At 61.7% G+C, this 22,748-nt stretch carries 21 protein-coding genes; 7 read left to right on the top strand and 14 right to left on the bottom strand.

The window, feature by feature from the left end; translation table 11 throughout:
- Positions 1–7: 7 nt before the first annotated feature.
- From HYE77_RS11140 to pmbA, 5 genes are all read right to left on the bottom strand, one after another.
- Positions 8–619 carry a superoxide dismutase gene (locus HYE77_RS11140; protein WP_003216101.1) on the bottom strand — a complete coding sequence of 204 codons (612 nt, stop codon included), beginning with the start codon at positions 617–619 and terminating at the stop codon, positions 8–10.
- A gap of 1 nt (position 620) precedes the next feature.
- Positions 621–1,064 carry a hypothetical protein gene (locus HYE77_RS11135; protein ID WP_003216099.1) on the bottom strand — a complete coding sequence of 148 codons (444 nt, stop codon included), beginning with the start codon at positions 1,062–1,064 and terminating at the stop codon, positions 621–623.
- A 27-nt stretch (positions 1,065–1,091) separates the two neighbouring features.
- On the bottom strand, positions 1,092–2,468 hold the full coding sequence (locus HYE77_RS11130; protein WP_087692867.1) for an aspartate ammonia-lyase: 1,377 nt from the start codon (positions 2,466–2,468) through the stop codon (positions 1,092–1,094).
- A complete protein-coding gene (locus tag HYE77_RS11125; RefSeq protein WP_008434319.1) occupies positions 2,461–2,856 on the bottom strand; it encodes a hypothetical protein in 396 nt (131 codons plus the stop codon). The genes HYE77_RS11130 and HYE77_RS11125 overlap by 8 nt, the downstream gene beginning before the upstream one ends.
- Before the next feature lie 149 nt (positions 2,857–3,005).
- Complete coding sequence (gene pmbA / locus HYE77_RS11120; RefSeq protein WP_003216094.1) at positions 3,006–4,352, bottom strand: metalloprotease PmbA; 1,347 nt, start codon at positions 4,350–4,352, stop codon at positions 3,006–3,008.
- A gap of 108 nt (positions 4,353–4,460) precedes the next feature.
- On the opposite strand from pmbA, the gene yjgA reads away from it, so the two are divergent.
- Positions 4,461–4,982: a ribosome biogenesis factor YjgA gene (yjgA, locus tag HYE77_RS11115; protein WP_003216092.1), complete on the top strand. Its 522-nt coding sequence runs from the start codon at positions 4,461–4,463 to the stop codon at positions 4,980–4,982.
- Positions 4,983–5,027: 45 nt separating this feature from the next.
- Here the strand turns inward: yjgA and tldD are convergent, their stop codons facing one another.
- The 8 genes from tldD to mreB form a co-directional block, all read right to left on the bottom strand.
- On the bottom strand, positions 5,028–6,470 hold the full coding sequence (gene tldD / locus HYE77_RS11110; protein ID WP_177068787.1) for a metalloprotease TldD: 1,443 nt from the start codon (positions 6,468–6,470) through the stop codon (positions 5,028–5,030).
- Between the two features lie 16 nt (positions 6,471–6,486).
- Positions 6,487–7,335: a carbon-nitrogen hydrolase family protein gene (locus HYE77_RS11105; RefSeq protein ID WP_008437218.1), complete on the bottom strand. Its 849-nt coding sequence runs from the start codon at positions 7,333–7,335 to the stop codon at positions 6,487–6,489.
- Between the two features lie 48 nt (positions 7,336–7,383).
- A complete protein-coding gene (locus tag HYE77_RS11100) occupies positions 7,384–11,199 on the bottom strand; it encodes a YhdP family protein (protein WP_177021836.1) in 3,816 nt (1,271 codons plus the stop codon).
- A 76-nt stretch (positions 11,200–11,275) separates the two neighbouring features.
- Complete coding sequence (gene rng / locus HYE77_RS11095) at positions 11,276–12,733, bottom strand: ribonuclease G (RefSeq protein ID WP_003216085.1); 1,458 nt, start codon at positions 12,731–12,733, stop codon at positions 11,276–11,278.
- A 70-nt stretch (positions 12,734–12,803) separates the two neighbouring features.
- Positions 12,804–13,400, bottom strand: coding sequence for a nucleoside triphosphate pyrophosphatase (locus HYE77_RS11090; protein WP_003216083.1), 597 nt, complete (start codon positions 13,398–13,400; stop codon positions 12,804–12,806).
- Between the two features lie 50 nt (positions 13,401–13,450).
- A complete protein-coding gene (mreD, locus tag HYE77_RS11085) occupies positions 13,451–13,939 on the bottom strand; it encodes a rod shape-determining protein MreD (protein WP_003216081.1) in 489 nt (162 codons plus the stop codon).
- Entirely contained in the window at positions 13,939–15,048 is a 1,110-nt protein-coding gene (mreC, locus tag HYE77_RS11080; RefSeq protein WP_080673268.1) for a rod shape-determining protein MreC, read from the bottom strand. The genes mreD and mreC overlap by 1 nt, the downstream gene beginning before the upstream one ends.
- Before the next feature lie 140 nt (positions 15,049–15,188).
- Positions 15,189–16,226 carry a rod shape-determining protein MreB gene (gene mreB / locus HYE77_RS11075; RefSeq protein WP_002555108.1) on the bottom strand — a complete coding sequence of 346 codons (1,038 nt, stop codon included), beginning with the start codon at positions 16,224–16,226 and terminating at the stop codon, positions 15,189–15,191.
- A 210-nt stretch (positions 16,227–16,436) separates the two neighbouring features.
- Between mreB and gatC the strand changes: the two genes are divergently transcribed.
- The 6 genes from gatC to HYE77_RS11045 all read left to right on the top strand — a co-directional run bounded on the left by gatC (position 16,437) and on the right by HYE77_RS11045 (position 21,696).
- Positions 16,437–16,724, top strand: a complete 288-nt coding sequence (gene gatC / locus HYE77_RS11070) for an Asp-tRNA(Asn)/Glu-tRNA(Gln) amidotransferase subunit GatC (protein ID WP_003216077.1) — start codon at positions 16,437–16,439, stop codon at positions 16,722–16,724.
- Positions 16,725–16,740: 16 nt separating this feature from the next.
- Complete coding sequence (gatA, locus tag HYE77_RS11065; protein WP_177068786.1) at positions 16,741–18,192, top strand: Asp-tRNA(Asn)/Glu-tRNA(Gln) amidotransferase subunit GatA; 1,452 nt, start codon at positions 16,741–16,743, stop codon at positions 18,190–18,192.
- A 10-nt stretch (positions 18,193–18,202) separates the two neighbouring features.
- Positions 18,203–19,648: an Asp-tRNA(Asn)/Glu-tRNA(Gln) amidotransferase subunit GatB gene (gatB, locus tag HYE77_RS11060; RefSeq protein ID WP_003216073.1), complete on the top strand. Its 1,446-nt coding sequence runs from the start codon at positions 18,203–18,205 to the stop codon at positions 19,646–19,648.
- A gap of 193 nt (positions 19,649–19,841) precedes the next feature.
- A complete protein-coding gene (locus HYE77_RS11055; RefSeq protein WP_003216071.1) occupies positions 19,842–20,213 on the top strand; it encodes a septal ring lytic transglycosylase RlpA family protein in 372 nt (123 codons plus the stop codon).
- Between the two features lie 59 nt (positions 20,214–20,272).
- Positions 20,273–21,319: a calcium/sodium antiporter gene (locus HYE77_RS11050; RefSeq protein ID WP_032899620.1), complete on the top strand. Its 1,047-nt coding sequence runs from the start codon at positions 20,273–20,275 to the stop codon at positions 21,317–21,319.
- Positions 21,316–21,696, top strand: coding sequence for a carboxymuconolactone decarboxylase family protein (locus tag HYE77_RS11045; RefSeq protein ID WP_003216068.1), 381 nt, complete (start codon positions 21,316–21,318; stop codon positions 21,694–21,696). The genes HYE77_RS11050 and HYE77_RS11045 overlap by 4 nt, the downstream gene beginning before the upstream one ends.
- Here HYE77_RS11045 and HYE77_RS11040 read toward each other — a convergent pair.
- Positions 21,693–22,634, bottom strand: coding sequence for an AEC family transporter (locus HYE77_RS11040; protein WP_102604562.1), 942 nt, complete (start codon positions 22,632–22,634; stop codon positions 21,693–21,695). The genes HYE77_RS11045 and HYE77_RS11040 overlap by 4 nt on opposite strands.
- Positions 22,635–22,748 lie beyond the last annotated feature (114 nt).

Below are 22,748 nucleotides of genomic sequence, written 5' to 3'. Positions count from 1 at the left end.
AGGAGTTTCAGCCCAGCGCAGCCTGGTAGCGGCCGGCAACTTCCGGCCAGTTGATGACGCTGTAGAACGCATTGATGTATTCCGGACGACGGTTCTGGTACAGCAGGTAATAAGCGTGTTCCCAGACGTCCAGGCCGAGGATTGGCGTATTGCCGTTCATCAACGGGCTGTCCTGGTTGCCGCTGCTTTCCACCACCAGGGTCTTTTGCGGCGTCACGCTCAACCACGCCCAGCCGCTGCCGAAACGGGTCAAGGCAGCTTTGGTGAAGGCCTCTTTGAAGGCGTCGAAACCGCCCAACTGCTCGTCGATGGCGTTACCCAGCGCGCCGTCTGGCTTGCCGCCGCCCTTGGGCGACATGACAGCCCAGAACAACGAGTGGTTGGCGTGGCCGCCGCCCTGGTTGATCACCGCCGCCCGCAGCTTTTCCGGCAGTTGCTGGACGCTGGACACCAGTTTCTCCACCGGCCAAGCGGCAAACTCGGTGCCTTCGACGGCTGCGTTGAGGTTGTTGATGTAGGTCTGGTGGTGCTTGGTGTAATGGATCTCCATGGTTTGCGCGTCGATATGCGGTTCAAGGGCATCGTAGGCGTAAGGCAAGGCCGGCAAGGTGTAGGACATATCAATGAGCTCCATAAAAAGGGCTGTTGCGGGTCGACGCATCCGATGGCGCCACGTTGCTGCCCAGCAGGCGGTGGGTACGTGGGTACTCACCGTGATCGCTGATGAAATTCAGCAGTTCGACGTAGGTCTTGCTGCTCTGGCGCAGGGCCGCTTCCCGTAATAGCGGGTTAAGACGGGTGTCTTGCATGGTCTGCAACAGGCGCTGGTGAATGGCGCAGAGGTATTCCGCGCTTTCTTCCGGCTGGTTCAGGCGCAAGTGCAGGTCGGCCAGGTTGTGATGGGAAATGACGCAAGCCGCCACCGCTTCGTCGGCATCCGCCCAGCGCTCAAACAACACTTGAGCCAGGGCCAGGGCTTGCAGGTAGGCCTCGCGGGCATCTACCAGCTCGCCCGCCATAAAGCAGCGATTGGCCCGTTCGATCGTGCGTTTCCAGTGCTCCATGGTGAGCCTCCAAAGCAGGGTCGGTGATTACACGCCGCCAGCCGTGAGCTTTTCCGGATCCAGCAGGATTTCCAGTTGGCTGCGGGGCAAGTCGGTATGTTCGAGCGCCACATCAATCACCGGACGGCCTTGTTGATAGGCCTTCTTGGCGATTTCGGCGGCCTTTTGGTAACCGATGATCGGGTTGAGTGCGGTCACCAGGATCGGATTGCGCGACAGCGCTTCCTTGAGCTTGGCTTCGTTGACCTTGAAGCTGGCGATGGCCTTGTCGGCCAGCAGTCGGCTGGAGTTGGCCAGCAACTCCAGGCTGCCGAGCAGGTTCTGGGCAATGATCGGCAGCATCACGTTGAGTTCGAAGTTGCCGGACTGGCCGGCGATGGTAATCACCGTGTCGTTGCCGATGACTTGTGCGGCAACCATGGCGGTGGCTTCCGGGATCACCGGGTTGACCTTGCCGGGCATGATCGAAGAGCCCGGCTGCAGGCCTTCCAGCTCGATTTCACCAAGGCCCGCCAATGGGCCGGAGTTCATCCAGCGCAGGTCGTTGGCGATTTTCATCAGGGACACGGCGGTGGTCTTGAGCTGCCCGGAGACCGCGACGGCCGTGTCCTGGGAGCCGATCAGCGCGAACAGGTTCTTGCCTGGGGTGAACTGGACGTGGGTCAGGCTGCTCAGTTGCTGGCTGAAGCGCACTGCAAACTCCGGATGCGCATTGATCCCGGTGCCGACTGCAGTGCCACCCTGGGCCAGCGCCTGCAAGCTCGGCAGCAGGTCTTGCAGATGGCCGATATTGGCCTTGAGCTGCTGCGCCCAGCCATTGAGCACCTGGCTCATGCGCACCGGCATGGCGTCCATCAGATGCGTCCGACCGGTCTTGACGAAACGGTGCACCTCCTCGGCCTTGTGCTCGATCACCTGGACCAGGTGCAGCAGCGCCGGCAGGGTTTGCTCATGCAGCACCAGCGCCGCACTGACGTGAATGGTGGTCGGGATGATGTCATTGCTGCTCTGGCCGCAGTTGACGTGATCGTTAGGGTTGACCGGCTCGCCCAGCAAGCGGCTGGCGAGGGTCGCAATCACTTCGTTGGCGTTCATGTTGGAGCTGGTGCCGGAACCGGTCTGGAAGATATCCACCGGGAAATGCTGCATGAAATCGCCTTCCAGCAAGCCTTGGGCGGCATCAACGATGGCCTTGCCCTGGGCTTCGCTCAGTTGTTTCAGCTCGACGTTGGCTTTAGCGGCGGCAGCCTTGGCCAGGATCAACGCACGAATGAACTGCGCCGGCATGCGCTGGTGGCTGATGGGAAAGTTGTTCACCGCACGCTGGGTTTGTGCGCCATACAGGGCCTCGGCGGGCACTTGCAGTTCGCCCATGCTGTCGCGTTCGATACGGGTGTTACTCATCGGAAGATCCTTGCACCAGGTCAGAGTGAGAAATCGATGGCAGCAATTCGCAGGTCGCCAATTGCCAGGCAAAGGTCTGCCAGCGCTTGAGGCGGCAGGCACAGTGGGAAAGTTTTTCCAGGTCGCGCAACGGGCGCCAGGCCTGGTCCAGGCACATGGACCGCCAGTGCCAGGGCAAGGCGATGTCGGAGGCGGTGTCCAGCAGCAGGCGGAATGAGGTTTCGCCGATGGTCCACGGGTGGGTCGCAGTGCAACAGGCGAGGTACCGGCCTTCGGCCAGATAATGTTCGATCAGGCGGGGCTCGTCGGGAGCAAGGCCGCAACGAATCTGACGACTCATCCAACGCCAGCTTTCCAGGTAGGGATCCTCATGCAGGACAGAACTCATGATCCACACTCATTCGGTAATGATATTTATTATTAAATGATATTGAGAATCAAAACAAGAGCCTGAGGGAATCACTCGGAATTCCAGGCACAAAAAAAGGCGCGCCACCCAATGGGTGGCGCGCCTTCTTTATGGCGTCTGTCGGCGGACTAGCTGCCGGCGACGGTCATCTTTTCGATCAACACCGAACCGGTGCGGATGTTGCTGCGCAGTTCCAGGTCATTACCCACCGCGACAATCTGCTTGAACATGTCACGCATGTTGCCCGCGATGGTCACTTCCTGCACGGCGAACTGGATTTCGCCGTTTTCCACCCAGAAACCCGCCGCACCACGGGAGTAATCACCCGTGACCATATTCAGGCCATGGCCCATCAACTCGGTGACCAGCAAGCCACGGCCCATGCGCCGCAACAGCGCCGCCTGGTCTTCATCGCCATGGGTGATGAACAGGTTGTGTACGCCACCGGAGTTGGCGGTGCTTGGCAGGCCGAGTTTGCGACCGGCGTAGGTGCCCAGCACATAGGACACCAGCTCACCGTTCTCGACGAACGGCTTGGCATAGGTGGCCAGGCCATCACCGTCAAACGACGAACTGCCCATGGCGCGCATCAGGTGCGGGCGCTCATCGATGGTCAGCCATTCCGGGAACAGCTTCTGGCCAATCGCACCTTCCAGGAACGACGACTTGCGGTACAGGTTGCCACCGGAAATCGCCCCAAGGAAACTGCCGAACAAACCACCGGCCAGTTCCGCCGAGAACAACACCGGCACTTCACAGGTCGGCACCGGGCGCGCGCCCAGGCGGCTGGCAGCACGCTGCGCGGCACGCTGGCCGATGAGTACCGGGTCCATCAGCAATTCGCCCTGGCGGTTCACGTCGTACCAGTAATCACGCTGCATCTGGCCGTTGGCTTCGGCGATCATCACGCAGCTCAGGCTGTGACGCGTCGAGGCATAACCGCCGATAAAACCGTGGCTGTTGCCGTATACGCGGCAACCCTGATGAGTACTCAAGGTGGTGCCATCGGCGTTCTTGATCCGGCTGTCGGCATCGAATGCCGCCGCTTCACAGGTCAAAGCCTGTTCAATAGCCTGTTCCGGGGTGATGTCCCAGGCATGGAACAGGTCAAAATCCTTCAAGTCCCGAGCCATCAGGGCTGCATCAGCCAGGCCGGAGCTTTCATCTTCGGAGGTGTGCTTGGCAATCGCCAGCGCTGCTGCAACGGTTTCGCGAATCGCTTCCGGGCCGCTGGCAGAAGTGCTGGCCGAGCCCTTGCGCTGGCCCACGTACAAGGTGATGCCAAACCCCTGGTCGCGGTTGAATTCGACGGTTTCCACTTCCCGCTGGCGCACCGAAGTCGACAACCCCTGCTCCAGGGACACCGCCACTTCACAGGCACTGGCCCCCTGGCGCTTGGCCTCGGCAATGATCTGCTCGACTTGTTCCTGCAGTGCCGGTAACGCTTGCGGACCGACGCTTTGGGCTGCACTCATGGTTTTCTCCACTCAAATTCTGCTTTCGGTTAAGGCCTTCTACCGACCGGGCCGGACAAGCGGCCCCCGACTGGTTATCATGGCGGCGTTTCTTTGCGGACTGCCACCATGGTTGATTCTTACGACGACTCCCTCGATGGGGAGAAAAGCAAATCTCAGGTCAAACGCGAGCTGCATGCTCTGGTTGACCTCGGCGAGCGCCTTACAACACTCAAGCCTGACTTGTGTGCAAAACTGCCATTGACCGACGCCCTGCGCCGGGCTCTGAACGATGCGCCCAAGCACACCGCGAATATCGCGCGTAAACGGCACCTCATGTTCATCGGCAAACTGATGCGCGACCAGGACACTGACGCCATTCTGACGTTGCTCGATCAACTCGATGCCTCCACTCGCCAGTACAACGAGCGCTTCCATAACCTGGAACGCTGGCGTGATCGCCTGATCGCTGGCGATGACGCGGTACTGGAGAAGTTCGTCATCGAGTACCCGGATGCCGATCGCCAACAATTGCGCTCCCTGATCCGTCAGGCCCAGCACGAACTGGCGCAAAGCAAGCCACCGGCCTCCAGCCGAAAAATCTTCAAATACATCCGTGAGCTGGACGATAGTCAACGCGGCCTGCGCTGACCCTCTTCCCCGGGTGGCGGCCTTCGCCACCCGAAGCTCCCGTTCTTACGACCCCGTGCCACCCACGGTGATCGCATCGATTTTCAAGGTTGGCTGGCCGACACCCACCGGCACCGACTGACCATCCTTGCCGCACGTCCCCACACCGCTGTCCAGCGACAGGTCGTTACCGACCATCGACACCTTGCTCATGGCTTCCGGGCCGTTGCCAATCAACGTTGCACCCTTGACCGGCGCGGTGATCTTGCCGTCTTCGATCAAATACGCCTCGCTGGTGGAGAACACGAACTTGCCGCTGGTGATGTCCACCTGCCCACCACCGAGGTTGGCGCAGTAGATGCCGCGTTTCACCGAGGCGATGATTTCGGCCGGATCGCTTTTGCCGCCGAGCATGTAGGTGTTGGTCATGCGCGGCATCGGCAGGTGCGCGTAGGACTCGCGACGACCGTTACCGGTGCGGGCCACGCCCATCAGGCGCGCGTTGAGCTTGTCTTGCATGTAGCCCTTGAGCACACCGTTTTCGATCAGTGTGGTGCACTCGGTCGGGGTGCCCTCGTCATCGACGCTCAACGAACCGCGACGCCCGGCCAGGGTACCGTCATCGACGATGGTGCAGAGCTTGGACGCAACCATCTCGCCCATGCGCCCGCTGTAGGCGGAACTGCCCTTGCGGTTGAAATCACCTTCCAGGCCGTGGCCCACCGCTTCATGCAGCAGCACGCCGGACCAGCCAGAGCCCAATACCACCGGCAACGTACCCGCCGGGGCCGGAATTGCTTCCAGATTGACCAGGGCCTGGCGCAACGCTTCACGGGCATACCCCATGGCGCGGTCTTCGGTGAGGAAATAACGGTAGTCGGTACGCCCACCGCCGCCATGGCCACCGCGCTCGCGACGGCCATTCTGTTCAACGATCACGCTGACATTGAAGCGCACCAGCGGCCGCACATCCGCCGCCAGGCCGCCATCGGTGGAGGCCACGAGGATGCGTTCCCACACCCCGGCCATGCTTACGGTGACTTGCTGGATACGCGGATCCAGGGCGCGGGTCGCCGCGTCCACACGCTTGAGCAGCTCGACCTTTTCGGCGCGGCTGATCACTTCCAATGGGTTATCCGGGGCATACAGCTGGGCCACGTCCTGGGTGCTGAACGCCTGCACCGTGCCGTTTTGCCCGGCACGGGAGATCGAACGCGCTGCGCGAGCCGCCAGCCCCAGGGCTTCCAGGGTGATGGCGTTGCTGTAGGCAAAGCCGGTTTTTTCACCGGACTGCGCACGCACACCCACGCCTTGGTCGAGGTTGAAGCTGCCTTCCTTGACGATCCCGTCTTCCAGGGCCCAGGACTCGGAAATCTGCCCCTGGAAATACAGGTCCGCAGCGTCGATGCCTGGCCCGGCCAGATCGCCGAGGACCGTTTGCAAGCTTTCGATGGTCACGCCACCAGGCGCCAGGAGGTGTTCACTGACTGAGGACAACAACTCGCTCATAGGTTTGGCCTTAAATTCATCGTTCTGAAGCAGGTCGCTGTGCGCCCTGCGAGAAAAAGCGCCGGTGGCCCGCCACCGGCATGCGCGTCCGTATCGACGCCTGTTCGCTGCTATCGCGTTCGGCCAACAACACCGCCTCGCCTTGATCCTGTTGTGCCAGCACGCGCCCCCATGGGTCGATGATCGCTGCATGCCCGAAGGTTTCCCTGGGCCCCGGATGCACGCCACCCTGGGCGGCCGCCAGCAGGTAGCACTGGGTCTCGATGGCACGCGCACGGATCAGCACATCCCAGTGCGCGGCGCCGGTTACCGCTGTAAAGGCCGAGGGCGCGGTGATCAACTCGGCACCCGCAGCGCGCAATTCGCTGTATAGCTCCGGGAAGCGCAAGTCGTAACACACCGTCAGCCCCAGGCGGCCGACCGGCGTATCCGCGACGACCACCTGGCTACCATGAGCATAGTCATCGGATTCACGATAACGACCCCGGGCATCGGCCACATCGACATCGAACAGGTGCAGCTTGTCGTAGCGGGCAACGATTTCGCCCTGATCATCGATCAGCAGCGAGCAGGCATTGGACTTGGCGTTCGGCTGATCCTTTGGGGGCAGCGGCAAAGTGCCGGCCACTATCCATAAGGTGAGGTCGCGGGCGGTCTGTTTCAACCATGGCAGGATCGGACCTTCGCCCAAGGCCTCGGCGCGACCGATATCGGCCACATCGCGACGGCCCATGGCGGCGAAGTTTTCCGGGAGTACCGCAAGCCTTGCACCGCCCGCCGCCGCTTGCTCCAGCAGGCGCCGAGCCTGAGCCAGGTTGGCCAGCACATCGCTTTGGCTGACCATTTGAATTACCGCAAAGGACATGGGCCCACACTCCAGAAAAGGCATGCGGCCATGCTACTCCACAGGTACTCAGTTTGGCTTTTCAAATGGCTTGTCGAAGGTGATTTTCGGGTCCTTCCACGGGCCTTCTACCTTGTACTGCACGCTGGCGAAACGCGAAACACGGTCGCCAATCAGCTTGTCGATCAGGAACAGCGCCCCGCCAATGGCCGGCGCGCCGACGATCAATGCAGCAATCGGCAGGTTGTTGGTGACCGGCAGCGTCACCAGCAACTTGGCATCGACGCGATCAGCCACCAGGTCCAGGGTGCCGTTGATCTCCAGATTACTCGACGGGCCGGTCATGGTGATCGGCTCACGGGTTACAAACACGCCGTTACTGGCGGCCAGCAAGCCCTTGACCCGGTCATAACTCAAGCCCTTGCCAAGCAAGTCCGAGAAGTCCAGGCGCAGCCGGCGACCGATGGAGTTGAAGTTCAGCAAGCCAAACACCCGCAGGGCCTGCGCACCGCCGTCCACTTCAACAAACTGGCCTTTGCGGAAACTGGCGTCCAGGCTGCCGGAGAAACGCTTGGGACCTACCCAGGCCGGCGAACCCGGCCAGCGGCCGTCCACGTCCACGTGAAAATCTTCGCTGGTCACGCTCGGCGCAAATCCCCAGCCCTTGAGCACGTCGCCAATGTTCTTGCCATCGAGGCGGCCCTTGTACCAACTGCTGCTGGCACCGGGTGCACCTTCCCAACCGCCGGCGCCCTGGAGCACCATGCCCTTGAGCCCCAGGTTCAGGCTGTTGAACGCCATGCCCCTGGTGGTCGGGCGAACTTTCAGAGACCAGGCACCTACCAGGTCCGGGCCCTGGAACAACTGGGCAATCGAGATATCCAGCGCGGGAATATCCTTGGGATCAACATCAGCCAATGGGTCCGGCGCATTTTCATCCGCCTGCACGGTCGGATCCACCGCAGGCAGCTTCACGTACTGCAGGTTGACTGCAATCGGCGCGCCCTTGGCGTCCGGCAACCCCACGGTACCCTTGGCCTGCTGGCTGTCGAACTGCAAGCCCCAGGCAGCGGGTTTGCGGTCCAGCTGCAAGCTGACCTGGTCGAACTGGGTGCCGAAACCGGTCAGCTTGCCGACCTTGAAATCGGCCCCGCTCAACAACTGCTTGGCACTGCCACCCGGGTCGTTGCCGGCGTAGCGGTCCACGAGCTTTTTCCAGGGGTCGATATCCAGCTCCGACAACACGCCGCGGATTCGCAAGCCCTTGCCGGCCGGCAACACCGCATCGCCATCTCCCAGGAACAGCTCACCCCGGCCGTCGGCGAAATTGTCCGCCGGGGCGGCGAAGGTGAAGCTGCCCAACTCGCCATAATCGAACCAGTAACGGCGCTCCTTACCCTGCAAGGTCATGCGGAACACACTGTCGCGGCCCTGGCTCGCCGGCATGCCGAACGGCGCCGGCAGGTCCACGGCCACGCCCTTGAGGTTGGAGCTGACCATCAACTGGCTGTCGGCGCCATCGAGGTTGAGCTGCAATTGGTAGGGGATATCGCCGGACACCGGCAACGGCTGGCTGACCTTCAGCCAGTCAGTCAGCCGCTTGACGGTCACCTGCCCTTTCGCGGTGACGCGGGTGTTGAGGTCGCCTGGCTTGCCATCGGCGAAAATCTGCGCGGTGATCGGTCGGTCGAAGGCCTGGGCGCTGATGTTCTGGCCACTCAGGCCCTTGGCGCTGTCGAAGCGGAAATCACCCTTGAGCTGGCTCAGGTCCAGCGTAGGCTCGGCCAGTTGCAGGCGGGACTTGTCGGTCTTGAAATCCACCACGATCTTGGGATCGGCGCCCTTGGCCAGGGGAATATCCAGGTCCAGCTTGCCTTGCAGGTCGCCCTCGCCTTTCCAGCCGGCGAAGGTCGAGGCGGTGCCGATCGGCGCTTCCTGAAGGATTTTCAGGCCATCGCCCAGGCCACCGGCAAAGTTGCCGGTGAGCAGCAGGTGGCTATCCTTGCCTTCGGGAGCGTGGGGAATGTTGACGTAGATATCATTGACCTTGGTGTCGAGCAGCTGGCCCTTGCTGGCCAGGATGCGCACGCCGCTTTCCTCGACAAACACTTCACCCTTGACCTTGCTCACGTGCGGCCAGCCCGGCTGGAATGCAAGCTCGGCATCATGCACCTTGAAGAACAGGCTGATATTGCGCGAGGCAGGCAGTGCGTCGTGGTTCAGCGAGCCTTGGTACTGGAAGAAGCCCTCGTCCACTGCCCCCTTGAGAATCGCAGTGCGCAGCCACTCATCGAGTGCCGGGCTCAACACCGCCGGCAGGTATTTGGGGGTGAAGCGGCCATCGCCGTCGACCATACCGACCCGCAGGTCCATGTAGTCTTCCTGGCTATGGTCGAAATGCAGGCGAATCAGGAAGTCGGCGGCGACCTTGCCCTCCTCGCCCAGCACCTTGATATACGGCGCGATCAGGGTGAAGCCTTGCTTGTCGAGCTTCCACGTCAGGCGGGCGTTGGCCTGGATGTACTGCCAGGGCTTGGCGAAGATCGGAAACAGGTGCAAGGAGAAATCCTTGCTATCCATGCGCAGCTCACCCTTGCCCAGGTCACCGCTGATGCTGCCGCTGACATTGCGGGCTGCCGGTGCGCCGAAGTAAGCGTCGAAACCAATACGGTCGAGGTTGGCCGCGAAGCTCACGCGCTGGTCGGTGGTGTCTTGAGGCCGATAATCCAGCAACACGTTCCGCAGCGTGCCGGTGGCCTTCAGATGATCCAGGGTGGTGGCCACGGCTTCCGGCAAGGGTGCCAAGGCGTGCAGCAATGGCGTGATCGGCGTCAGGTCGAGGCGATCGGCCTGCAGGTTCCAGACTTCCTGGGCCTTGTCGGTGGCCAGGGTTTGCTGCAGTTGCAGGCGCGATTCCCAGCGGGTGTCGCCGAGGTTCATTGCGAGCGAGTCAAACAGCACCTTGAGGCCGCTGTCACTGCGTTGCAGGTATGCGGTGAGGGCCAGGTTCTCGATGTGCGTCGGCTTGCGATCGGCATAGCTGCCCTTGAGCTGCGGGGCGTTGAGGCGCACGGCGGCGCTTTGCACGGTGCCCTTGGCCCAGGTCAGCCAGAATTCGCCGCCGGCCTTGAGTTCGGTAAGTTTCCATTGCTGGGTCAGTTTTGCCGGGATCCATTTTGCCCAGTCACTCTGGGGCAAGCTCAGGTAAGCCTCGGCTTCGCCGTCTTTCCACTGGCTGGCGCGGATTCGGGTGCGCAGGTTCAACGCCAGGGGCTGGCCGTCGGGCAGGGTCAGGCGCGCGTCCAGGCGCTGGCGGTTGGCGCCGGTCTGCAGGCTCACGCCGACATAGGTCAAGGTCAGCGGAGCCTGGTCGAACGGCTGCAGCGTCACCTGGCTGTCGAGCAATGAAACCTGCCCGACCATTTGCATGCGCGTCAGCAGTTGTTCGGGATCCAGCGGCTGGTCATCCTGCACCGGCAGGCCTTGCAGCGCCCAGTGGCCGTCCTGGTCTTCCTTCACGCTGACTTGCAGGCCGCTGACTTCCAGGTGGGCAATGCGCACTTCACGCGCCAGCAGGCTGGCCCAGATATCCGGCACCACTTGCACCTGGTCCAGGCGCAGGGCGCTGCTGCCCTCGCCGACCATCACGTCGTGAGCCAACAATACCGGCGCGAAGCCACTCCAGCGCCCTTCCAGGCTGCCGATGTTCACGGGCATATCCAGCGCAATACGCGCCTTGGCCTCGATTTCGCCACGGTATTCCGCCACCAACGGCGTCAATTCACGGCCCAGGCTCACGTACACCGCCGCCAATACCAGCAGCAAGGCGCACAGGCCGAGGCCCCAGCGGGTCAATGCGGCAAAAAAGCGTATCAGACGCTCCATGTCAGGCGACCCTCAAAGGCAATAGTCGGACGGCAGATCAAGGCCTGCCCGTCTCGTTGATAAGAACTAACGCGAATCAGAGCAGCACCACGTCATATTGTTCCTGGGAATACATGGTTTCGACCTGGAAGCGAATGGTGCGCCCGATAAAACCCTCCAGCTCGGCTACGTTGCCGGATTCTTCATCCAGCAAACGGTCGACCACCTTCTGGTTAGCCAGGACTCTATAGCCCTCGGCCTGGTAGGCGCGTGCCTCCCGTAAGATTTCCCGGAAAATCTCGTAGCAAACCGTTTCCGGGGTCTTCAACTTACCGCGCCCCTGGCAACTGCTGCACGGCTCGCACAGCACTTGCTCGAGGCTTTCGCGGGTGCGCTTGCGGGTCATCTGCACCAGGCCCAGCTCGGTGATGCCGATGATGTTGGTCTTGGCGTGATCGCGCTCCAGTTGCTTCTCCAGGGTACGCAGCACCTGGCGCTGGTGCTCTTCGTCTTCCATGTCGATGAAGTCGATGATGATGATCCCGCCCAGGTTGCGCAGGCGCAGCTGGCGGGCGATCGCGGTGGCCGCTTCGAGGTTGGTCTTGAAGATGGTTTCTTCGAGATTGCGATGGCCCACAAAGGCACCGGTATTCACGTCGATAGTGCTCATGGCTTCCGCCGGGTCCACTACCAGGTAACCGCCGGACTTGAGCGGCACTTTGCGCTCAAGGGCTTTCTGGATTTCGTCTTCGACGCCATACAGGTCGAAAATCGGCCGCTCGCCCGGGTAATGCTCCAGGCGATCGGCGATTTCCGGCATCAGCTCGGCAACAAATTGCGTAGTGCGCTGGAAGGTTTCCCGCGAGTCGATGCGAATTTTCTCGATCTTCGGGCTGACCAGGTCGCGCAAGGTGCGCAGGGCCAGGCCGAGGTCTTCGTAGATCACGCTGGGGGCGCCGATAGTCTTGATCTGCGCGCCGATCTGGTCCCACAGGCGACGCAGGTAGCGGATGTCCATGAGGATTTCATCGGCACCGGCACCTTCTGCGGCAGTACGCAGGATAAAGCCGCCGGCCTCCTTGATGCCTTCGAGCGCCACGCAGTCACTGACCACCTTTTTCAGGCGCTCGCGCTCGGCTTCGTCTTCGATTTTCAGGGAAATACCGACGTGGGCCGTGCGCGGCATGTACACCAGGTAGCGCGAAGGAATCGACAGTTGCGTGGTCAGGCGTGCGCCCTTTGAGCCAATCGGATCCTTGGTGACTTGCACCACCAGGCTCTGCCCTTCGTGCACCAGGGCGCTGATGCTTTCAACCGCCGGGCCTTCGCGCAGGGAGATTTCCGAAGCATGGATAAACGCAGCGCGGTCCAGGCCGATGTCGACGAACGCCGCTTGCATCCCCGGTAACACACGCACGACCTTGCCTTTATAAATATTGCCGACGATCCCGCGCTTTTGGGTGCGCTCGACGTGCACTTCTTGCAGAACACCGTTCTCTACCACCGCCACGCGCGATTCCATCGGCGTGATATTGATCAGAATCTCTTCACTCATGGCTGGGTCTCGTTCAGGCGTTTTCACAATAGTGACCGATCGCTTAAGGCTTGGCGCTGGAATACGGCGTTTAGCGCACGGTAAGGTTTTGCCAACAGGGTATGCCGAATTGGCCCAGCAGTTCTGCGGTTTCGCAGACCGGCAGGCCAACGACGGCAGAGTAGCTGCCATTGAGTCCGGCGACGAACACCGCCGCCAAGCCTTGGATAGCATAGCCGCCCGCTTTGTCCTGGGGCTCGCCGCTGTGCCAATAAGTGGTGGCTTCGTCCGCTGAAATCCTGCGAAAGCGCACACGACTGCTGACCAGCTGCGTTTCGCAACGCTGGCCGTCAATCAGCGCAATGGCCGTCAACACTTCGTGTTCACGCTCGGAAAGGGCCAGCAACATGGCCAGGGCATCGGCTTGATCCACAGGTTTACCGAGGATCCGGCCGTCGAGGATCACGGCTGTGTCCGCGCCCAGCACACAGGCGCCGGTGGCATCGGCCAAGGTCGCTCGACCGGCCGCAGCCTTGCCGCGCGCCAGGCGTTCTACGTAGGACGCGGGCGATTCATTTGTAAGGGGAGTTTCATCAATGGCGGCGCTGACGACGGTGAACGGCACGCCGATCTGTGTCAGCAGCTCACGCCGCCTCGGGGAGCCCGAGGCCAGATAAAGCGAATTCATGCAGACTCTCCCTGTAGGGTTCGATAACCAGGCAGAGCCTCGCGATCCATTCAATTGATTTTATAGCGACGACGCAATCCACGCAGGCCAAAACTGACCCAGGGCCACAACAGCGCGCTGACCAGCGCGGGCAACACCAGCGCCAGGGTCGGTTGGCGGTTGCCGGTCAAGGCGCTGAGCCACAGCTGTACCAACTGCGCCAGGCCGAAGATCACCAGGATCACCAGGCACTGTTGCCACATCGGGAACATCCGCAGGCGCTGCTGCAATGACAGCACCAGGAAGGTAATCAGGGTCAGGATCAACGCGTTCTGCCCGAGCAGGGTGCCGTAGAGCACATCCTCCATCAGCCCCAGGCACATGGCCGTGACCATCCCGACCTTGTGCGGCAGCGCCAGGGCCCAGAACGCCAGCAGCAAGGCGAGCCACAGCGGGCGCAGGATCTCCATGAATTGCGGCAGCGGCGAAACGCTGAGCAGCAAGCCGATGGCAAAGGTCAGCCAGACGATCCAGCCGTTACGCGAATGAGTACCGGCCATTATTCTTCCCTCTGCCGAGTGGTTGCCGGGGCCGCGGCCGGTGGTTTGGCGGCGGCGGGCGGTTTGGCAGCGGCAGGTGTTGCAGCCGCAGGCTTGGCCGGACGCGCGCTATGGGCCACAGGCTTGACCGGTGTCGCAACCGGCGCGGCTGGCGTTGCCGGAGCGGCTGCCGGGGCAGCAGGTGCCGCCGGTTTTGGCACGGTGGCCGGAATGATCGGCGCGGTGCCGTTTTGCTTGTCTTCCGCTTCCTGGGCCTGGGCGGCTTCGTTGGCACGCTCTTCCGGGGTGCGGTTGTCACTGAACACCAGCAACAGGTAACGGCTGCGGTTCAATGCGGCGGTCGGCACGGCACGCACAATGGCGAACGGCTGGCCGGAATCGTGGATCACTTCCTTGACCGTCGCGACCGGGTAGCCTGCCGGGAACCGCTGACCCAGGCCGGAGCTGACCAGCAGGTCGCCTTCCTTGATGTCGGCGGTGTCTGCGACGTGACGCAACTCCAGGCGTTCCGGGTTACCGGTACCGCTGGCAATCGCCCGCAGGCCGTTGCGGTTGACTTGCACCGGGATGCTGTGGGTGGTGTCGGTCAGCAACAGCACGCGGGAGGTATAAGGCATCAACTCCACCACCTGGCCCATCAAGCCACGGGCATCGAGCACCGGTTGGCCAAGGACTACGCCGTCGCGCTCACCCTTGTTGATGATGATGCGATGGGTGAAGGGGTTCGGATCCATACCGATCAACTCGGCCACTTCGACCTTCTCATTGACCAGCGCAGAGGAATTGAGCAACTCGCGCAGCCGAACGTTCTGCTCGGTGAGGGCCGCGAGCTTTTGCATGCGCCCCTGCAGCAGCAGGTTTTCGGTCTTGAGTTTTTCGTTCTCCGCCACCAGTTCGGTGCGGCTGCCAAATTGACTGGCGACACCCTGATAGAGACGCTGCGGCAGGTCAGTGATCCAGTACGTCTGCATCAGGACCAGCGACATCTGGCTACGCACTGGCTTGAGCAGTGTGAAGCGGGCATCGACCACCATCAGCGCAACCGATAGCACGACCAGCACCAACAGGCGCACGCCCAATGAGGGGCCTTTGGAAAAAAGCGGTTTAATAAGCCGCTCCTCCCAGGCAAATGTTTTCTTTATTCATACGGCATCAAACCGGCCTGGATGCAGATTGAAGAAGATAAACGCCAACAGGCAGCACTGCAAAGTGCTGCCTGTGAGCGAAACATGGGCAAACCAGCAAATTCTTATTCGCTGGAGAGCAGGTCCATGGTGTGTTTATCCATCATTTCCAGTGCACGGCCACCGCCGCGGGCGACGCAGGTCAACGGGTCCTCAGCGACGATCACTGGCAAACCGGTTTCCTGGGCCAGCAACTTGTCGAGGTCGCGCAGCAAGGCGCCACCACCGGTCAGTACCAGGCCACGCTCGGCGATATCGGAAGCCAGTTCCGGAGGCGATTGCTCCAGGGCGCTCTTCACCGCCTGAACGATGGTGGCCAGGGACTCTTGCAGAGCTTCCAGCACTTCATTGGAGTTCAGGGTGAAGGCACGTGGAACGCCTTCGGCCAGGTTGCGACCGCGAACATCGACTTCGCGAACTTCGCCGCCCGGGTAAGCGGTACCGATTTCCTGCTTGATGCGCTCAGCGGTGGATTCGCCGATCAGGCTGCCGTAGTTGCGACGCACGTAGGTGATGATCGCTTCGTCGAAGCGGTCGCCGCCAACCCGTACGGATTCGGCATACACCACACCATTGAGGGAGATCAGGGCGATTTCAGTGGTACCACCACCGATATCCACCACCATCGAACCGCGCGCTTCTTCAACCGGCAGGCCGGCACCGATCGCAGCGGCCATTGGCTCTTCAATCAGGAACACTTCACGGGCACCGGCGCCAAGGGCCGACTCACGGATGGCACGACGTTCCACCTGGGTGGACTTGCACGGAACGCAGATCAGCACACGAGGGCTGGGCTGCAGGAAACTGTTTTCGTGAACCTTGTTGATGAAGTACTGCAGCATCTTTTCGCAGACACTGAAGTCAGCAATCACGCCATCCTTCATCGGACGAATGGCAGCAATGTTGCCCGGTGTTCGGCCCAACATGCGCTTGGCCTCGGTGCCAACGGCAACGACACTTTTCTGATTACCATGGGTCCGAATGGCCACAACCGATGGCTCATTCAGGACGATACCGCGCTCGCGCACGTAAATAAGGGTGTTGGCAGTGCCCAGGTCGATGGAAAGATCGCTGGAAAACATGCCACGCAGTTTCTTGAACATGGGAAAGGGACCCTAGGCAACGCGTGGGTAAAAAAGTGCGGCAAACTCTAACAACGACAGGGATTTTGGGCAAGGCGCCAATGTGCTAAATTGGCCGACTTTCTGTGCACCAACCCCCACAATCGCGGCCATATGACCGTAGAAATGCGGTAGTGTTCCTACAATCTAACACACGGATAGCTTCCGTTCTGTTTTCCACTGGAGAATCCCATGGCGCTTGAACGCTCCGACGTGGAAAAAATCGCTCATTTGGCCTGCCTGGGCCTCAATGAAGCCGATCTTCCACAGACCACCGCAGCCCTGAACAGCATTCTCGGGCTGGTCGACCAAATGCAAGCCGTGAATACCGACGGCATCGAGCCCCTGGCTCACCCGCTGGAAGCCAGCCAGCGCCTGCGCGCCGACGTCGTGACCGAGCGCAATAATCGCGAGGCTTACCAGTCCATCGCGCCAGCGGTCGAAAACGGCCTGTACCTGGTTCCGAAAGTCATCGACTAAAGGGAAAGAGCCTGCAATGCATCAATTGACTCTGGCCGAGATCGCCCGCGGTCTCGCCGACAAAAAGTTTTCTTCCGAAGAGCTGACCACGACCCTGCTGGCGCGTATCGCCGAGCTGGACCCTAAGGTCAACAGCTTCATCAGCATCACCGAAGAGCTGGCCCTGAGCCAGGCCAAGGCCGCCGACGTACGTCGCGCCAACGGTGAGAACGGCGCCCTGTTGGGTGCGCCGATTGCCCACAAGGACCTGTTCTGCACCCAGGGCATTCGCACCAGTTGCGGCTCGAAGATGCTCGACAATTTCAAGGCGCCCTACGACGCCACTGTGGTCGCCAAGCTGGCCGCTGCCGGGGCCGTGACCCTGGGCAAGACCAACATGGACGAATTCGCCATGGGCTCGGCCAACGAGTCGAGCCACTACGGCGCGGTGAAAAACCCGTGGAACCTCGAGCACGTGCCCGGCGGTTCGTCCGGTGGTTCGGCGGCCGCGGTTGCCGCTCGTCTGTTACCTGCCGCCACGGCCACCGACACTGGCGGCTCGATCCGCCAACCGGCCGCTTTCACCAACCTCACCGGTCTGAAACCGACCTACGGTCGCGTTTCCCGCTGGGGCATGATTGCCTACGCCTCCAGTCTCGACCAGGGCGGCCCCCTGGCACGCACCGCTGAAGACTGCGCAATTTTGTTACAAGACATGGCAGGCTTCGATCCGCAGGACTCCACCAGCATTGATGAACCCGTGCCGGACTACAGCACCAGCCTGAATACCTCGATCAAAGGCCTGCGCATCGGCGTGCCGAAAGAGTATTTCAGCGCCGGCCTCGACCCGCGCATCGCCGAACTGGTGGACAACAGCGTCAAGGAGCTGGAAAAGCTCGGCGCCGTGATCAAGGAAATCAGCCTGCCGAACAACCAGCACGCGATTCCGGCCTACTACGTGATCGCGCCGGCAGAAGCGTCCTCCAACCTGTCGCGGTTCGACGGCGTGCGCTTCGGCTACCGCTGCGAAAACCCGAAAGACCTCACCGACCTGTACAAGCGCTCCCGTGGCGAAGGTTTCGGCGCGGAAGTACAACGCCGGATCATGGTCGGTGCCTACGCCCTGTCGGCCGGCTACTACGACGCGTACTACCTCAAGGCGCAAAAGATCCGTCGCCTGATCAAGAACGACTTCATGGCTGCCTTTAATGAAGTCGACGTGATCCTCGGCCCAACCACGCCGAACCCGGCCTGGAAGATCGGCGCCAAGACCGGCGACCCGATCGCCGAGTACCTGGAAGACCTGTACACCATCACCGCCAACCTCGCCGGTCTGCCGGGCTTGTCCATGCCTGCAGGTTTCGTCGATGGCTTGCCGGTGGGCGTGCAACTGCTCGCCCCGTATTTCCAGGAAGGCCGCCTGCTCAATGTGGCGCACCAGTACCAGTTGAACACTGACTGGCACACTCGCACCCCTACCGGCTTCTGAGGAGAACACTATGCAATGGGAAGTCGTGATCGGGCTGGAGATTCATACCCAGCTCGCCACCCAATCGAAGATTTTCTCCGGTAGCGCCACCACGTTCGGCGCAGAACCCAACACCCAGGCCAGCCTGGTAGACCTGGGCATGCCCGGCGTGCTGCCGGTGCTGAACCAGGAAGCGGTGCGCATGGCGGTGATGTTCGGCCTCGCCATCGATGCCGAGATCGGCCAGCACAACGTGTTCGCCCGCAAGAACTACTTCTACCCGGACCTGCCCAAGGGCTACCAGATCAGCCAGATGGAATTGCCGATCGTCGGCAAGGGCTACCTGGACATCCCGCTGGAAGACGGCACCATCAAACGTGTCGGCGTGACCCGTGCGCACCTGGAAGAAGATGCCGGCAAGAGCCTGCATGAAGAATTCAACGGCGCCACCGGTATCGACCTGAACCGCGCCGGCACCCCGCTGCTGGAGATCGTTTCCGAGCCGGACATGCGCAGCGCCAAGGAAGCCGTGGCCTACGTCAAGACGATCCACGCGCTGGTGCGTTACCTCGGGATCTGCGACGGCAACATGGCCGAAGGCTCCCTGCGTTGCGACTGCAACGTGTCGGTGCGGCCAAAGGGCCAGGCCGAATACGGCACCCGCTGCGAGATCAAGAACGTCAACTCGTTCCGTTTCATCGAGAAGGCGATCAACACCGAAGTACGTCGCCAGATCGAGCTGATCGAAGACGGCGGCAAGGTGATCCAGCAGACCCGCCTGTACGACCCGAACAAAGACGAAACCCGCGCCATGCGCAGCAAGGAGGAAGCCAACGACTACCGTTACTTCCCCGATCCGGACCTGTTGCCGGTGGTCATCGAGGACTCGTTCCTGGCTGACGTGCGCGCCACGCTGCCGGAACTGCCACCGCAGAAACGCGAGCGTTTCCAGGCGCAGTTCGGGCTTTCGGTGTATGACGCAAGCGTGCTGGCGTCGAGCCGCGAGCAAGCCAACTACTTCGAAAAAGTCGTGAGCATTGCCGGCGACGCCAAACTGGCGGCCAACTGGGTGATGGTTGAGCTGGGCAGCCTGTTGAACAAACAGGGCCTGGAAATCGACGAAGCACCGGTGTCGGCAGAACAGTTGGGCGGCATGTTGCTGCGGATCAAGGACAACACCATCTCCGGCAAAATCGCCAAGACCGTGTTTGAAGCCATGGCCGCCGGCGAAGGCAACGCTGACGAGATCATCGAAAAGCGCGGCCTGAAGCAAGTCACCGACAGCGGCGCGATTTCGGCCGTGCTCGACGAGATGCTGGCAGCCAATGCCGAACAGGTTGAACAATACCGTGCTGCGGATGAAGCCAAGCGCGGCAAGATGTTCGGCTTCTTTGTCGGCCAGGCGATGAAAGCCTCCAAAGGCAAGGCCAACCCGCAACAGGTCAACGAACTGCTGAAAAGCAAACTCGAAGGCTAAACGCGGTGAAATGGTCGGAGCAGGACCTCACGTCCAACTCTGACCCCTTGTGGGAGCGGGCTTGTGTGGGAGCGGGCTTGCTCGCGAAAGCGGTGGATCAGTCAGCCTATTCGTTGCCTGACACACTGCATTCGCGAGCAAGCCCGCTCCCACCCAAGCCCGCTCCCACATCTGTAAGGGGGGAACCTTGAAAATGAAGCGTCTACTCGGCCTGTTGGCCCTGTTCTCTCTGCTCGCCGGCTGCGCCAGCGGCCTCATCGACCCCAACGGCTATGACGAAACCGGCTCCGCGTCCTACTACGGCGCCAAACACCACGGCAACCGCACTGCCAGCGGTGAACCGTTCAACCAGAATGCCCTGACCGCCGCCCATCGTCGCCTGCCCTTCGGCACGCAGGTGAAGGTCACCAATCTCGACAACAACAAAAGCGTCGTTGTCCGCATCAATGATCGCGGCCCGCATACCCGTGGGCGCCTGATCGACCTTTCACGCAAGGCCGCCGAACAGATCGGTATGATCGGCAGCGGCACCGCGCGCGTTCGCGTGCAAGCCCTCAGCAACTGACCGACGGAGCCCAGGCCATTTCCGCATTAACCGCCCTCTCGCCCTTTAGCCTGATCGAACTGATCAGCGGCCTGCTGCTGTTGATCTTCGGCGCAGAAGTATTAGTGCGCGCCGCCGTGCGCCTGGCGGCCAGCCTCAAGGTGCGCCCGCTGATCATCGGCCTGAGCATCGTCGCCTTCGGCAGCAGCGCGCCGCAGATGGCGATCAGCTTGCAAGCGACCCTGGCGGACAACACCGACATCGCCGTGGGCAGTGTGATCGGCAGCAGCATCTTCAACACCCTCGTGACCCTTGGCCTGGCAGCCCTGATCATTCCGCTGCGGGTCTCCCGGCAACTGGTACGCCTGGATATCCCGATGATGATCATCGCCAGCCTGCTGGTGTTTGTGCTAGCCGCCAATGAAGAACTCACGCCGATCGATGGCCTGTTACTGCTGGTGGCCCTGGTGGCCTACCTCGGCGTGCTGCTCTACCAGACCCGCCACTCCCGCCGCCCGCGCACCCGGGACACTGTGGTGCAGGCGCCGTGGCTGAGCAGCGTGCTGCTGATGCTCGGTGGACTGTTGATCCTCGTACTGGCCGGGCACCTGCTGCTGGGCGCGGCGGTGGACGTGGCCTCTGACCTGGGCCTGTCGGAACGCATCATCGGCCTGACGCTGATTGGCGTCGGCACTTCCCTGCCCTGCCTGGCCACCTCGCTGATCGCCGCCCTGCGCGGCCAGCGGGAAATTGCCGTGGGCAACGTGATCGGCAGCAACCTGTTCAACCTGCTTGGGGTGCTGGGCTTTACCGCCCTGGTGGCGCCCTCGCCGTTGTCGGTGTCGCCCAATGCCCTGGATTTCGACCTGCCGGTAATGCTCGGCGTGGTCGCCCTGTGCCTGCCGGTGTTTTATTCGGGCTACCGCGTCACCCGGGCCGAAGGCCTGGTGTTCCTGGGCCTGTACCTGGTGTACGGGCTGCACGTGGTGTCGTTCACCTTCGGCATGCCGCTGGCCAACAAGCTTGAACAACTGATGCTGTATTACGTCCTGCCAGCGCTGGTGGCTTTCCTGTTGTTCACCTCGCTGCAAGCCTGGCGCCGCCAACACAAGAGGGAATCGCAATGACCGAACAGAAAAAGCCCGGCGTTGAAATGCGCCGCCAGGTGATGGGTGATGTGTTTGTCGATCGGGCGCTGGGCAATGCCACGGAGTTCAGCCAGCCGCTGCAGGATTTCGTCAACGAGCATGCCTGGGGCAGCGTGTGGAATCGCGAAGGGTTGCCGCTGAAAACCCGCAGCCTGATCACCCTCGCCGCGTTGACCGCCCTCAAGTGCCCGCAGGAACTCAAGGGCCACGTGCGCGGCGCGCTGAACAACGGTTGCACCGTGGAGGAGATTCGCGAGGCGCTGCTGCATTGTGCGGTGTATGCCGGTGTGCCGGCGGCGATTGACGCCTTTCGCGCCGCTCAGGAAGTGATCGACAGCTACCAGAAAGACGCCTAGATCCAGCCACCCGCCTGCAACACGAAAATCCCGATATTCGTGGTCACCGCCGCCATCAGGGTGGTGATCACGATAATCGCGGCCGCCAGTTCATGATTGCCCTCCGCCGCCCGCGCCATGACAAAACTGGCCGCCGCCGTGGGCGCGCCGAAGTACAGGAACAGAATCCCCAACTCCGGCCCGCGAAACCCCAGCAGCCACGCCCCCAGGGTCGCGATCACCGGCAGCCAGACCATCTTCATCAGGCTGGCACTCAGGGCCATGTCGCCGCTTTTACGCAGCGCCGCCAACGACAACGTGCCACCGATACAGATCAACGCCAATGGCAACGTCATGTCCGCCAGGTACTGCCCGGAGGATTCCAGCCAGCCAGGCAAGCCAATCTGGAAGTACGCGAAGGGCGCCGCCGCGATCACGCTGATGATCAACGGGTTGGCCAGCACGCTTTTGAAAATGCTCCACGGGTCGGACTTGATCACCGGGCTGTACACCGCCAGCACAATGGTCGACAGGGTGTTGTAGAACAGGATCACCAGCGCCGCGAGCACCGCGCCAAGGGAAATCCCGTAGTCGCCGTACATACTGGCGGCCAGGGCCAGGCCGATCACACCGTTGTTACCGCGAAACGCGCCTTGGGCATAGATGCCGCGATCTTCCCGCGGGCACCGAAAGATCGCCCAGCCCCAGGCCAGGGCGAAGCTCACCAGCGTGGCGACGGCGAAGTAGATCAGCAGGCCGGGCTTGAGGGCTGAATGCAGGTCGGCATGGAGAATCCCGAGGAACAGCAACGCCGGCATAGTGACGTTGAACACCAGGGCCGAAGCGATGTGGATAAAGTTGTCGTTGATCCAGTTGATGCGCTTGAGCAGGACGCCCAGGAACAGCATGGCAAACACCGGCGCGGTGATGTTCAGGGTTTGTAGGAAGATTGCCAGCATGCCGGGGAGAACCTTGGGTGGGCGTCGGTAGGTGGCTAATGATAAGCCAGCATGGCCAGCTTCGTCTGGACTACCGCTTTCGCGAGCAAGCCCGCTCCCACATTTGACCGAGTT

Origin of the sequence: Pseudomonas sp. IPO3774, assembly GCF_013386835.1 — a bacterium.
Taxonomy (GTDB): Bacteria; Pseudomonadota; Gammaproteobacteria; order Pseudomonadales; family Pseudomonadaceae; genus Aquipseudomonas.
The sequence above is the reverse complement of the archived record's forward strand: the minus strand, read 5'-3'. Positions and strand labels throughout refer to the sequence as shown.

What these genes read in the sequence shown, in the direction of transcription:
- HYE77_RS11090 (WP_003216083.1), bottom strand. Translation starts at nt 13,400, where the DNA reads ATGAATTCGCTTTATCTGGCCTCGGGCTCCCCGAGGCGGCGTGAGCTG.
- gatB (WP_003216073.1), top strand. Translation starts at nt 18,203, where the DNA reads ATGCAATGGGAAGTCGTGATCGGGCTGGAGATTCATACCCAGCTCGCC.
- gatC (WP_003216077.1), top strand. Translation starts at nt 16,437, where the DNA reads ATGGCGCTTGAACGCTCCGACGTGGAAAAAATCGCTCATTTGGCCTGC.
- HYE77_RS11045 (WP_003216068.1), top strand. Translation starts at nt 21,316, where the DNA reads ATGACCGAACAGAAAAAGCCCGGCGTTGAAATGCGCCGCCAGGTGATG.
- HYE77_RS11055 (WP_003216071.1), top strand. Translation starts at nt 19,842, where the DNA reads ATGAAGCGTCTACTCGGCCTGTTGGCCCTGTTCTCTCTGCTCGCCGGC.
- pmbA (WP_003216094.1), bottom strand. Translation starts at nt 4,352, where the DNA reads ATGAGTGCAGCCCAAAGCGTCGGTCCGCAAGCGTTACCGGCACTGCAG.
- HYE77_RS11105 (WP_008437218.1), bottom strand. Translation starts at nt 7,335, where the DNA reads ATGTCCTTTGCGGTAATTCAAATGGTCAGCCAAAGCGATGTGCTGGCC.
- yjgA (WP_003216092.1), top strand. Translation starts at nt 4,461, where the DNA reads ATGGTTGATTCTTACGACGACTCCCTCGATGGGGAGAAAAGCAAATCT.
- HYE77_RS11130 (WP_087692867.1), bottom strand. Translation starts at nt 2,468, where the DNA reads ATGAGTAACACCCGTATCGAACGCGACAGCATGGGCGAACTGCAAGTG.
- HYE77_RS11100 (WP_177021836.1), bottom strand. Translation starts at nt 11,199, where the DNA reads ATGGAGCGTCTGATACGCTTTTTTGCCGCATTGACCCGCTGGGGCCTC.
- tldD (WP_177068787.1), bottom strand. Translation starts at nt 6,470, where the DNA reads ATGAGCGAGTTGTTGTCCTCAGTCAGTGAACACCTCCTGGCGCCTGGT.
- HYE77_RS11040 (WP_102604562.1), bottom strand. Translation starts at nt 22,634, where the DNA reads ATGCTGGCAATCTTCCTACAAACCCTGAACATCACCGCGCCGGTGTTT.
- mreB (WP_002555108.1), bottom strand. Translation starts at nt 16,226, where the DNA reads ATGTTCAAGAAACTGCGTGGCATGTTTTCCAGCGATCTTTCCATCGAC.
- gatA (WP_177068786.1), top strand. Translation starts at nt 16,741, where the DNA reads ATGCATCAATTGACTCTGGCCGAGATCGCCCGCGGTCTCGCCGACAAA.
- mreD (WP_003216081.1), bottom strand. Translation starts at nt 13,939, where the DNA reads ATGGCCGGTACTCATTCGCGTAACGGCTGGATCGTCTGGCTGACCTTT.
- rng (WP_003216085.1), bottom strand. Translation starts at nt 12,733, where the DNA reads ATGAGTGAAGAGATTCTGATCAATATCACGCCGATGGAATCGCGCGTG.
- HYE77_RS11125 (WP_008434319.1), bottom strand. Translation starts at nt 2,856, where the DNA reads ATGAGTTCTGTCCTGCATGAGGATCCCTACCTGGAAAGCTGGCGTTGG.
- HYE77_RS11135 (WP_003216099.1), bottom strand. Translation starts at nt 1,064, where the DNA reads ATGGAGCACTGGAAACGCACGATCGAACGGGCCAATCGCTGCTTTATG.
- HYE77_RS11140 (WP_003216101.1), bottom strand. Translation starts at nt 619, where the DNA reads ATGTCCTACACCTTGCCGGCCTTGCCTTACGCCTACGATGCCCTTGAA.